The 12293-nt window shown below is 68.5% G+C and carries 9 protein-coding genes and 1 riboswitch; of the genes, 6 read left to right on the top strand and 3 right to left on the bottom strand.

Features of this window, described 5'->3' with window-relative positions; translation table 11 throughout:
• Positions 1–104: 104 nt before the first annotated feature.
• Entirely contained in the window at positions 105–2705 is a 2601-nt protein-coding gene (gene clpB, locus HNP73_RS19080) for an ATP-dependent chaperone ClpB (RefSeq protein WP_184153736.1), read from the bottom strand.
• Positions 2706–3069: 364 nt separating this feature from the next.
• Between clpB and HNP73_RS19075 the strand changes: the two genes are divergently transcribed.
• The 5 genes from HNP73_RS19075 (at position 3070) to HNP73_RS19055 (ending at position 8734) form a co-directional block, all read left to right on the top strand.
• Positions 3070–3870: a calcium-binding protein gene (locus tag HNP73_RS19075; RefSeq protein WP_184153734.1), complete on the top strand. Its 801-nt coding sequence runs from the start codon at positions 3070–3072 to the stop codon at positions 3868–3870.
• Positions 3871–3954: 84 nt separating this feature from the next.
• Positions 3955–4160, top strand: a riboswitch (cobalamin riboswitch).
• 92 nt (positions 4161–4252) lie between these two features.
• Entirely contained in the window at positions 4253–6109 is a 1857-nt protein-coding gene (locus HNP73_RS19070; protein ID WP_184153732.1) for a TonB-dependent receptor plug domain-containing protein, read from the top strand.
• A 2-nt stretch (positions 6110–6111) separates the two neighbouring features.
• Positions 6112–6954 (top strand): ABC transporter substrate-binding protein, encoded by an 843-nt coding sequence (locus HNP73_RS19065; protein ID WP_184153729.1) that lies wholly within the window; start codon positions 6112–6114, stop codon positions 6952–6954.
• Entirely contained in the window at positions 6951–7955 is a 1005-nt protein-coding gene (locus HNP73_RS19060; protein WP_184153726.1) for a FecCD family ABC transporter permease, read from the top strand. The genes HNP73_RS19065 and HNP73_RS19060 overlap by 4 nt, the downstream gene beginning before the upstream one ends.
• Positions 7952–8734, top strand: coding sequence for an ABC transporter ATP-binding protein (locus HNP73_RS19055; protein ID WP_184153723.1), 783 nt, complete (start codon positions 7952–7954; stop codon positions 8732–8734). Before HNP73_RS19060 ends, HNP73_RS19055 begins: the two co-directional genes overlap by 4 nt.
• Here HNP73_RS19055 and HNP73_RS19050 read toward each other — a convergent pair.
• Both HNP73_RS19050 and HNP73_RS19045 read right to left on the bottom strand, forming a co-directional pair.
• Positions 8728–10095: a YbaY family lipoprotein gene (locus HNP73_RS19050; RefSeq protein WP_184153720.1), complete on the bottom strand. Its 1368-nt coding sequence runs from the start codon at positions 10093–10095 to the stop codon at positions 8728–8730. The genes HNP73_RS19055 and HNP73_RS19050 overlap by 7 nt on opposite strands.
• 164 nt (positions 10096–10259) lie before the next feature.
• Positions 10260–11231 carry a Dyp-type peroxidase gene (locus HNP73_RS19045; protein ID WP_184153717.1) on the bottom strand — a complete coding sequence of 324 codons (972 nt, stop codon included), beginning with the start codon at positions 11229–11231 and terminating at the stop codon, positions 10260–10262.
• Positions 11232–11397: 166 nt separating this feature from the next.
• Between HNP73_RS19045 and HNP73_RS19040 the strand changes: the two genes are divergently transcribed.
• A complete protein-coding gene (locus HNP73_RS19040) occupies positions 11398–12237 on the top strand; it encodes a carbohydrate ABC transporter permease (protein WP_184153714.1) in 840 nt (279 codons plus the stop codon).
• Positions 12238–12293: the final 56 nt, after the last annotated feature.

Here is a 12293-nt window from a genome sequence, read left to right as displayed (position 1 = left end):
CTGACCGGCGGAAGGTTACGCGAGTGCGGCAAGAGAGCAACGAAAATGGCCTGCCGGGGGCACCCCGGCAGGCCATCGCGCTCTGTCGTCCGCTGGACGGTGGCTCAGTGCACCACGGCGGACTTCGGCTTGACCGCTTCGTCGCCGACGGCGAGCTGGCCGTCGTGGACCGTCACCGGCACCGTGGAGCCGTCCATGATCTTGCCGGCGAGAAGCTCGGTCGCGAGCTTGTCCTGCAGCTCCTTCTGGATCACCCGCTTCAGCGGCCGCGCGCCGTAGACCGGATCGTAGCCGCGGTTCGCGAGCCACGTCCGGGCGTCGGCGTCGACTTCGAGGGTGATGCCGCGCTGGGCCAGCCGCTTCGCCAGCAGGCCGATCTGGATGTCGACGATGCCGTCCATGTTCTTCCGGGAGAGCCGGTCGAAGATGACGATCTCGTCGAGCCGGTTCAGGAACTCCGGCCGGAAGTGCGCCCGCACGGCCGCCATCACCTGATCACGCGCCGCCTCGGGGTCGGAGCCCTCGGGCAGCGTCGAGAGCGCCTGCGAACCGAGGTTCGAGGTCAGGATGATGAGGGTGTTCTTGAAGTCCACCACCCGGCCCTGTCCGTCGGTCAGCCGCCCGTCGTCGAGCACCTGCAGCAGCACGTTGAAGACGTCCGGGTGTGCCTTCTCGACCTCGTCGAAAAGGATCACCTGATATGGCCGCCGCCGCACCGCCTCGGTCAGGACGCCGCCCTCGTCATAGCCCACGTAGCCCGGAGGCGCACCGATGAGGCGGGCGACCGAGTGCTTCTCCATGAACTCGCTCATGTCGATGCGGACCATCGCCTGATCGTCGTCGAAGAGGAACGACGCCAGCGCCTTCGTGAGTTCGGTCTTGCCGACACCGGTCGGGCCGAGGAACAGGAACGAGCCGAGCGGGCGGTTCGGGTCGTTGAGCCCGGCGCGCGCCCGGCGCACGGAGTTCGACACCGCCTCGACCGCCGGGAACTGGCCGATGACGCGCTTCGCCAGCTCGTCCTCCATGCGGATGAGCTTCTCGCGCTCGCCCTCCAGCTGCTTCGACACCGGGATGCCGGTCCAGCGCTCCACCACCTCGGCGATCTGCTCGGGCGTCACGGCCTCTTCGACCATGGCCTGGCTGCCAGCCGCCTCCGCCGTCTCGAGGTCGCGCTCGAGGCCCGGGATGATGCCATAGGAAAGCTCGCCCGCGCGCGCGAGGTTGCCCTGCCGCTTCGCGGTTTCGAGCTCACCGCGCGCCTGATCGAGCCGATCCTTGATTTCGGCAGCGCCCTTCAGCTTGTCGCGCTCCGCGGTCCAGCGGGCGGTCATCTCCGTCGAGCGCTCCTCAAGGCCGGAAAGCTCCTTCAGGAGCTTCTGGAGCCGGTCCTGACTTGCCGCGTCGTGCTCCTTCTTGAGCGCCTCCGCCTCGATCCGCTTCTGCAGGATCTCGCGGTCGAGGGCGTCGAGCTCCTCGGGCTTCGAGTCGACCTGCATCCGGAGCCGCGACGCCGCCTCGTCCATCAGGTCGATGGCCTTGTCCGGCAGGAAGCGGTCGGTGATGTAGCGATGGCTGAGCGTCGCCGCCGAGACCAGCGCGGAGTCGGTGATCCTGACCCCGTGATGGACCTCGTACTTCTCCTTGATGCCGCGCAGGATCGAGATCGTGTCCTCGACCGACGGCTCGTTGACGAACACCGGCTGGAAGCGGCGGGCGAGAGCCGCGTCCTTCTCGACGTACTTGCGGTACTCGTCCAGCGTGGTCGCGCCGACGCAGTGCAGCTCGCCGCGGGCCAGCGCCGGCTTCAGGAGGTTCGAGGCGTCCATGGCCCCATCCGCCTTGCCCGCGCCCACCAGCGTGTGCATCTCGTCGATGAAGAGGATGACCTCGCCGGCCGATGCCGTCACTTCCGAGAGCACGGACTTCAACCGCTCCTCGAACTCGCCGCGGTACTTCGCGCCGGCGATGAGCGCGCCCATGTCGAGCGCCAGCAGCTGCTTGTCCTGCAGGCTTTCCGGCACGTCGCCGTTGACGATGCGGAGCGCGAGGCCCTCGGCGATCGCCGTCTTGCCGACACCGGGCTCGCCGATCAGCACGGGATTGTTCTTCGTCCGCCGGCTCAGCACCTGCATGGTGCGCCGGATCTCCTCGTCGCGGCCGATGATCGGGTCGATCTTGCCCTCGCGGGCCGCCTCGGTCAGGTCGCGGGCATATTTCTTCAGCGCGTCGTAACCCTGCTCCGCGCTCGCCGTGTCGGCGGTGCGGCCCTTGCGCAGGTCGTTGATCGCGGCATTCAGCCCCTGAGCGGTGACGCCCGCGGCCTTCAGCGCGTCGTTCGCCCCGGATTTCGTCACGGCGAGCGCGGTCAGCAGCCGCTCGACGGTGACGAAGCTGTCCTTCGCCTGCTCCGCGAGCTTCTCCGCCTCGGCGAAGACCTTGGCCGTCTGGCCGTCCATGTAGAGCTGGTCGCCCCCGCCTTCGACACGCGGCACCTTGGCGAGCTTGGCCTCGACCTGCGCGCGCGCCTCGTTCGGGTCACCGCCGGCGGCCTTGATGAGATTGGCCGCGAGCCCCTGATCGTCGTCGAGCAATGCCTTCAGCAGATGCTCGGGCAGGAACCGCTGGTGGTTCTCCCGGAGAGCGATGGTCTGCGCGGCCTGAATGAAACCGCGGGCCCGCTCCGAGAACTTCTCGATGTTCATTGGTTGTCTCCCCATTCCGGCGTCCTCAGCCTGATGCCCGCCGTTGCGGCGCTATCGCGGAGGACCACGGGGTAGAAACTAGGAAGGACCCGCTACGGTTGCAAGATTGCCACAGTTTTTTGGAGCGAATTCCGGTGACGGCAGGCCGCGCCGGGCGGGCGGCAGAAACGCTCCGTTCGACCGGTGTGCCACGGTTTCAGGCCATTAACCTTTTTACTTGCGATTCCTCTCGACCTTTCACGGGTGAGTCGGCCAACGTGCCGGCGGCGCATGGTCGCGCCAGGGCAGATGGCCGCAGGGCCAGTGGCAGACAACCGGAGGGAGGCGTCATGACTTCCCCCGGAGATAGAAAAGGACGGGCAGAATGCCAGTAATCGTAGGTACTAGCGGCAATGATTCCCTGTCTGGCGGGCTTCTCGCGGACACGCTTCTCGGCCTTGCCGGAGACGACACGCTGGTCTCCAGCAGTGGTCCCGACTTCCTGATCGGCGCGCAGGGGAATGATCTTCTGTTCGGCGGTGCCGGGCCGGATCACCTGAATGGTGGCATTGGCAACGACACGCTGAATGGCGGCGACAACAAGGACGTCCTCGTCGGCTGGTACGGCGATGATGTCCTCGACGGCGGTCAGGCGGGCGACGATCTCGACGGCGGCGAAGGCAACGACACGCTCTCGGGCTCGACCGGCTTCGACACGCTGCGCGGTGGCGAGGGTGACGACAGCCTCGACGGCGGCGCCGGCAAGGACCATCTCTTCGGCGACAACGGCAACGACTACATGAACGGTCGCACCTACGAGGACCGGATGGACGGCGGTGGCGGCAACGACACCCTGATCGGCGGCAACCACAACGACACGCTTTTCGGCGCCACGGGCCGTGATCTCCTGATGGGCGGCTGGGGCGACGACGAGCTCACCGGCGGCCGGCTCGGCGACGTCTTCCAGTTCGATGCCGGCGACGGCAACGACGTCATCCGCGACTACGGCTTTGGCAACGACAAGATCGACGTCGTGGCCTTCGCGTTCGCCAGCGTCGCCGACGTGCTCGCGACCGGCCAGCAGGTCGGCGAGGACGTGCTCTTCCAGCTCGACGCCGAGACCTCGGTGACGATCCTCGGCCAGGACCTCACCACCTTCAACGCGACGGACTTCATCCTCGCGTGACGCTCCCGGGGCGCCCGTGTGGCGGGCGCCCCTCAACTCCCCTTCTCTCCACGCCACTTCCCTTGACAACGCCGCATCCCGCGCAGATGACGGCGCCGTCAGGGTTTCCGCCTCAACGGGCGGAATGAAAAGGGAACTGCGGTCAGGGATTTCACCCGACCCCGCGGCTGCCCCCGCAACTGTAGGCGGCGAGTCCGCGCCTCGAATGCCACTGGGACCACCCCGGGAAGGCGAGGTGCAACGGGCGGTGACCCGCGAGCCAGGAGACCTGCCCTGACCGTCACCCAACCGCGGCGCGGGGTGCGTCCGAGGTGCGGTCCCTCCGCAGCGGTGAGCCTTTCACGAATGGCCTGACGGCCCACCGCCACGAGGAGACCCGGCCATGCGCCGCACCGCACCCCTGCTTGCCGCCTTGGCATTACCCTATGCCGCCGCTGCCCAGGACGTCGCCCCCGCCGAGGACGTGACGATCCTCCCAGAGGTCATCGTCTCGGCGAACCGCACCCCGACCGCTGCTGCCTCGACCGGGTCGAGCGTCTCGGTCATCACCGGGCAGGACATCATCAACGACGGCCGCCCGTTCGTGCTGTCGATCCTCGCCACGCAGCCCGGCGTCTCGGTCTCTCAGGCCGGGCCCGCTGGCACCAACTCAGGCTTCGCCATCCGTGGCGCGTCGCAGCAGTACGTGCGCGTCGCCGTCGATGGCATCGAGATCTCCGACCCCACCAGCACGCAGGTGCAGGCCTCGTTGTCGGGTCTCCTGCTCGATGGCGTCGGCCGCATCGAAGTCCTCAAGGGCAGCCAGTCGGCGCTCTATGGCGGACAGGCGGTCGCCGGCGTCATCGACATCAGCTCGCCCCGCGCCACCGAGGACGGTCTGCAGTCCACCTACGTGCTGGAAGGCGGTACCTACGGCACGGCCCGCGCGGCCTATGCGCTGACCGGCCAGAACGATCGCGGAGACTTCTCGCTGACGGCCGCCCACCTGCAGACCGACGGGTTTTCCGCCGCCGAGCGGGCGGACGGCAACACCGAGGCGGACGGCTACGACGGCAACCGGCTCTCGGCGACCGGCACGTTCCGCGCAACGGACAACCTGTCGCTCTTCGGCTCGGCGTTCACCCAGCACGAGTCCGGCGACTTCGACGGCTTTGACCCGATCACGTACCAGCTGGTCGACCGTGACAATACCTACGACACCACCACGTGGGGCGCCCGCGCCGGCTTCGATCTCACGACCGGTGCGCTGGCGAGCCGCGTGGCGGTGTCCTGGTTCGACATCGATCGGGACACCGATGAAGAGGACATCGGTCACTCCAACTTCAGCGGCGACCGGGTGAAGGTCGAGTATCTCGGCGGCTACACCGTCTCGGACGCACTGCTGCTCCAGTTCGGGGCCGACTGGACCCGCGAGACGGCGCGGACGACGAGCCCATATGGCGCCACCGCCGGCGACGCGGACGTCGCCGGCGTGTTCGGTCAGGCGATCTGGCAGCCGGTCGAGGCGCTTACCCTGACCGCCGCCCTGCGCAACGACGATCATTCGGAGTTCGGCAGCTACCCGACGGGCCGCCTGTCGGCCGCCTGGGAGGCGCTGCCGGACACGACGGTGCGCGCCTCGGTCGGCACCGGCTTTCGCGCGCCGTCGCTCTACGAGCTGTTCTCGCCCACCTACGGCAATCGCGACCTCGACCCGGAGAAGAGCGTCAGCGCCGATCTCGGCGTCGAGCAGGGCTTCGCGGAGGGCAGGGGTCTCGTGTCGGCCACGCTCTTCCTGCTCGACATCGATGATCTGATCGACTTCACCACGCGCTTCGAGCAGGTTCCGGGCACGGCGCGCAGCCGGGGCGTCGAGCTCGCGGGCTCCTATGATCTGACCGACAGCGTGAGTCTCGTCGGCAACTACACCTACACCCATTCCCGCACCGCCACCGGCAGCCGCCGGCTCCGCGTGCCGCTTCATGACGTCAACGTCGGGGTGGAGGCCACGCCGGTCTCGCGCCTGACCACCGGTGTCGAGGTGCAGTATGTGGCCGGTCTGCCGGACGAACCCTTCGCCAACAGCTCCGCCTGGCGCTCGGACTACACGCTGGTGAACGCGCGGGTCGCTTACGCGCTGACTGATGCAGCGGAAGTCTACGTCCGCGCCGAGAATCTGTTCGACGAACAGTACCAGACCGTGGAAGGTTACTCGACGGCCGGCAGCGCGGTCTACTTCGGGGTACGGGGGACGTTCTGATCATGGCGTGGCGGCGGTGGTGCGCGGCCTTTCTCGTGGCGGCTGGCCTTGCCGGCGCCACGATGATCAGCGCCACGACGGCCGGCGCCGACGACCCTGCGCCGCGCCGGGTCGTCTCGATGAACCTCTGCACCGACCAGCTCGCCATGATCCTCGCGGGCCCCGGCCAGCTCGTCGCCATCTCGCCGATCGCCCGGGACCGGGTCGCCTCGGCGATGTGGCGGGCGGCCGCGTCGGTTCCGGTCCACGCGGGCAATGCCGAGTCGATCCTTGCGCTTGATCCCGATCTGGTGCTGGCGGGCGAGTGGGATCCGTCGGCGACGATCGCGATGCTCCGCCGGCTCGGCATCCGGGTCGAGACCTTTCCGATCGAGCGATCGTTCGCGGACATCGAGGCGAACGTCCTGCGCATGGGCGAGTTGCTCGGCACGTCCCGGGATGCGCGACGGCTGGCCGCCGGCCTTCGGGCAAGGCTCGCCGACATGCCGCCACCTTCGGGGCCCCGGCCGCGCGCGGCGATCTACTACGCCAATGGCTATACCTCCGGCAGCGGCACGCTGGCGGACGCGATCCTCGAGGCCGCGGGCTATGCCAACATCGCGGCCGAGCGTGGCCTCTCCGGCCTTGCGAACCTGCCGCTCGAAACTCTGGTGACCGAACAGCCCGACCTCATCGTCCTCGGTCAGGACTACCCCAGCCCGGCGCTGGCCGAGGGGATCCTGCGCCATCCTGCACTCCGGGCGCTCGATGCCGGCCACGCCAGCGTGGCGGACAGCCTCTGGGTCTGCGGCACGCCGCTGGCGCTCGACGCGGTGACGGCCCTCCGGGCGGCCCGCCCGAGATGAGCGGTCCCGACCGACGCGCCCGGGTGACGCTCGCGGCGCTCGTGGCGCTCGTGGTCGCACTTTTTGCCGGAAGTCTTCTCCTCGGCCCGGCGGCGATCGCGCCCGGTCGCGCGCTCAGTGCCCTGGTGACCGGAGAGGATCCGGCCGCCGCCCTCATCATGCGCGAGATCAGGCTTCCGCGGGCGCTGCTCGGGCTCCTGATCGGCGCGGGGCTCGGGGCATCGGGGGCGGCGCTGCAGGGATATCTGCGCAATCCGCTGGCCGAGCCCGGCCTTCTCGGCATCTCGGGCGCGGCGGCGCTTGGGGCCGCGCTCGCGCTCTACAGCGGCATCGCGGCCATGGTTCCGATGGCGCTGCCCGCCGCGGCGCTGACTGGCGCCGCGCTTGCCACCCTTCTCGTGCAGGGGATGGCCGGCGCCGGCGGCAGTTCGATCACCCTCATTCTGGCCGGGGTCGCGGTGTCGAGCCTCTCGGGTGCGTTGACCTCGCTCGTGCTAAACCTGTCGCCAAACCCGTTCGCGGCCTCGGAAATCGTCTACTGGCTCCTCGGCTCGCTCGCCGATCGCTCGGTGGTCCACGTGTTTGTCGCCGCGCCATTCATTCTCGCGGGACTCGCCCTGCTGCTCATTGTCGGGCGTGACCTCGATGCACTCACCCTCGGCGAGGACGCGGCCGCCTCGCTCGGGGTAACGCTCGGGCGCACCCGCACGCTCGTCGTGCTCGGCTCGGCGCTGGCAGTGGGCGCCGGCGTCGCGGTTGCCGGCGCCATCGGCTTCGTCGGGCTGGTGGTGCCGCACCTCTTGCGCCCGCTGGTCGGCGCGATGCCGTCGCGGCTGTTGCCCGCCTCGGCGCTGGGTGGCGCGGCGCTGCTCCTCGCTGCCGACATCGCCGTCAGGCTGATTGCGCCGGAACGCGATCTGAAGCTCGGGGTCGTGACCGCGCTCGTGGGCGCGCCGTTCTTCCTCTGGCTGGTCTGGCGCGGCCGTCGGAGGCTCGCATGACCCTGCTCCGGCTCAAGGACGTGCGGATCGAGCGGCGCGGGCGGCGGGTGCTGGATCACGTGAGCCTCGAGGTGCATCGCGGCGAAGTCGTCGGACTGCTCGGCCCGAACGGCTGTGGCAAGACAACGCTGCTCCGGGCGGCGCTGGGGCTTCACCCGGCGGCGGGCACCATGGAAATTGCCGGCGTACCGCTCGGCCAGATGGCGCCGCGGGAGCGCGCTCAGGTCGCGGCCTACGTGCCGCAGGAGCATGAAATCGCCTGGCCGATCAGTGTCGCCGCGCTGGTCGCGCTCGGCCGCCTGCCGCATCGCGCCAGTGCGGCAGAAGACGCGGCCGCGGTCGAGGCGGCGATCGACCTGATGGAGCTTCGTCCGCTCGCCGGGCGGCCGGCAACCGATCTCTCCGGGGGGGAGCGGGCCCGGGCACTCGTCGCGCGGGCGCTCGCGCAGGGTGCGCCGCTCATTCTTGCGGACGAACCGACCGCGGGGCTCGACCCGGCCCACGCCGTCGCGCTCATGGTGACCCTCAGGCGACTGGTTGCCGAGGGTCGTGGCGCGCTCGTCACCCTGCACGACCTCGGTCTTGCCGCGCGCTGGTGCGACCGGGTGATCCTCGCCGGACACGGTCGGCTCATCGCTCAGGGTCGGCCGCTCGACGTGCTGACCCCGGAGCGGATTGCCGAAGTCTACGGGGTGGAGGTTTTCATCACCGGCGACGCCGGTGGCCCGATCCTGCAGGTGCTCGGACCGCAGCGCGGGGCCGGTGGCGGCAATCAGTAGAGATAGACCGCCTGCAGCAGCGCCACCTGTCCGCCGCCTGCGTCGAGTAATTCGAGCGACTGGCCCGAGATCCGCCAGGTCGCGGTGGCCTCCAGACCGTCCACAAGCCGATCCTCCAGCGCGTCGAGCGGATCCGGGCAGTCGAACCGCGGCGCCTTGATCTGTCCGAACTGCAGGTTGTCATCATCGACGGTGAAGCGGCCTGCGATGGGGTTGCACCCCACCGTCGCGCTGAAGCGCCGCTCGCCTTCCCGCAGGATCAGGCTCGGTTCGCGGCGGTTCGGCGAAGTGGCGACCTCGGTCTGGCCGAGTCGCAGCAGGCGCCAGTAGGTGTTGCGCAGCGTCGCCGGGCTCCGGGCGCGGTCGCAGGTTTCCCCGGGCCAGACCCCGACGAAGCGATCGACCACCACCTCGCCCTTGCCGTCCTCCGGCCGCTGGCTCTGGACGATCGTCCCGTCAAAGCTCGCCATCAGCGGCAGGCCGGGCTCGACGCCGGCGGCGAGGTAGGCATGCTCGAGCGACTGGTAGTCAGCCTCGTCCAGCACGGGATACCGACGCCCGGTCAGGCACTCGACGAGCGTGGCGCGGTCGTCGCTCCAGGTCACCAGTCCGCGAAGCGCGAGCTTGGGGTCGAAGGGCTGGAACGTCGGTGATGCGGTGAGGGTGCGGTCGCCCGGAAGCTGGGTCCGTGCCCGTACCACCTGCTGCAGCCTGTCCGGCCCGAGCAGCTCGAACTGGAGATCGTTCTCGCCGCCATGGAGCGTGAGGAGCGCGGAGGCGGGATCAACCGACCAGCGGCCGATCACATCCCGCTGCATGTTCTTGCCTTCCCATATCCGGCGGAGATGGAAGACCCGGTCCGGCCAGAGATTGAGCAGGTAGCGAACGTCATCGCAGTCTTCGCAGGGCACGGCCCCCGAGAAGCTCGCCGGCAGTCTGAGGCCGACCGCTCCGGCCTCGGCCGGTCGGACGTGGGCGAGCCAGAGCGTCGTTTGTGATGGCTCGCCACGGGTCAGGACGGGGAGGAGGCCGCGGGAGCGATAGAGAACCTCTCCCCCCGACGAAAGCTCCGCCCGGAGGACGTACGTCCCCTGTGGCCGGATCGCCGAAGGGTCGTAGGCGATGTCGAAGGCATAGGGCGGCCCGCTCGGCCGGTCGAGGGTGGCGACACCGATCACCCGCGCCGCCACGTCCTTGCCGCGACTCACATCGGCGAGCAGGACCTGAACCACCGCGTCCGGCGGCACCGGTCCGGTGTCCCGGAACGCGACACTCCCCGTCAGATGCCCTTCGGCCGCGGCAACGCCCTGCGCGAGGGCGAGCGCAAGCAGTGCAGCAAAGAGAGGGAACGCCCGAAGCATTGACCGATTTTTCGTTTCACCAGTGGGTTGAATCTCGCAGGATTCTGCTTGTCCGCCAAGCCTGCCGAAGGGGTAAGGCCGTAAAGAATTCGCTGGGGTTGCATGCCCGGCGATCAACCGTTCGGGCAACCGGTCTTCCCGCAGAAGCCGGCCGAACGGTCAGTTCACGTCCCTGATTTCGTTCCGCCCGCGACCGCGGGCTCTCCCGCGCCGATCCGGTCGAGCATCTCCTCGGTCGGCACGAAAAACAAGCTTCCGGTGACGGCGCGGCTGACGTCGAGCAGACGATCGTAGTTGCCCGGCGGATCGCCGATGAACATGTTGTCGAGCATCTTCTCGGTCCGGCCCGGCTCGCAGGAGTAGCCGATGAAGTAGGTGCCGAATTCGCCGCGTGCCGGACTGCCGAAGGGCATGTTGTCACGCACGATCTTGAGTTGCCGCCCGTCAGGGCCATTGAAGTTCGTGAGCACGTTATGCGCGTAGCTCGCCTTGTCCGCGTCGCGGAACTCGATGTCCGAGAGCTTGTGGCGGCCGATGATCACCTCCTGCCGCTCGACCGTGAGCGCCTCCCAGGCGGCCAGATCATGCATGTACTTCTGCACGATCACATAGGATCCGCCGGTGAAGGGTTTGTCCTCGTCGCCGATCAGCACCGACTCGATCGCCTCCTGTCCGGTGGGATTCTCGGTGCCGTCGACGAAGCCCAGCAGGTCGCGGTCGTCGAAGAACTTGAAGCCCTGCGTCTCGTCCTCGACCGTCACCACGCCGGCGAGCCGCTTCATGATGTTGGTGGCAAGCTCGAAACAGAAATCCGGTCGCATGGCGCGGATGTGGAAGAAGAGGTCGCCGGGCGTCGACGGCGCGTGATGGACGCCGTTGATCTCCCGGAACGGGTGCAGGCCCTGCGGCGTGGCGCCGGGGCTCAGTCGCTTCCAGAGCGTCGCGCCGATGCCCGCGACACAGGACAGCCCGGCTTGGTTGTTGCGGAACCCCACGCCGCGCTTGAGCGAGGCGAGATCGCCAAGCAGCTCGCGCACCGTCGTCAGGTCCTGTTCTCGCGGGCCGACGGTCAGCGTGAGAAAGATCGCGTTTCTGGTCAGGCCGCCGGTCGCGGATTGACTTGTGATATCAGGCATCGACACCTCCCCCCCGGAACGGTCTCCCCCTCAGGAATAACGCGGTTGCCGACGATCGCCAGCGATTTTCGACCGTCTTCGGGGCGGCAGGGGTTCCGGAAGCTTGCGGGACGGACGGCGCCGTGAGACGAATTTGGAACGTGGAACCCGAAGCGGAGGGGACAGAATGTCGAGCGCACGCACGTCACGATCCCGGAGCCTCGCTGCCCACGGCATCCTGATGCTTTACACGGTGATCGCGCTCTTTCCGGTCTTCGTGATCATCGTCAACTCGTTCAAGTCGCGCCGTGCGATCTTCGCCGAACCGCTCGCCCTGCCGACGCCTGCCACCGCCGACCTTGTTGGCTACCGGACAGTCCTGTCACAGGGAGACTTTCTGCTCTATTTCCAGAATTCGCTCATCGTCACCGTGGCATCTCTCGCGGCGGTGCTGCTCTTCGGCGCCATGGCGGCCTTTGCGCTCTCGGAGTACCGGTTCCGGGGCAATACGCTCATGGGGCTCTACCTCGCGCTCGGGATCATGATCCCGATTCGCCTCGGCACCGTGGCGATCCTCCAGCTCATGGTGGCCTCGGGGCTGGTGAATACGCTCCTCGCACTGATTCTCGTCTACACCGCGCAGGGGCTGCCGCTCGCGATCTTCATCCTCTCGGAATTCATGCGGACGGTCTCGCCCGACCTGAAGAATGCCGGGCGGATCGACGGGCTCTCGGAATACCGCATCTTCTTCCGGCTGGTCCTGCCGCTGGTGCGTCCGGCGATGGCGACGGTCGCGGTCTTCACCATGATCCCGATCTGGAACGACCTCTGGTTCCCGCTGATCCTCGCGCCGGCCGAGGCGACGAAGACCGTGACGCTCGGGGCGCAGGTCTTCATCGGCCAGTTCGTCACCAACTGGAACGCGGTCCTCGCCGCGCTCTCGCTCGCGATCCTGCCGGTTCTGGTGCTCTACCTCGTCTTCTCCCGCCAGCTCATCCGCGGCATCACGTCGGGAGCGGTGAAGTGAACGACAACGCCACGCCTGCCTGTCGGTTGCCGTGCGGCGTCGCGGGGAACACGACG

The sequence above is a fragment of the Amaricoccus macauensis genome (assembly GCF_014201905.1).
Lineage (GTDB): Bacteria > Pseudomonadota > Alphaproteobacteria > Rhodobacterales > Rhodobacteraceae > Amaricoccus > Amaricoccus macauensis.
This window is presented reverse-complemented; position numbering and strand designations above follow the sequence as displayed.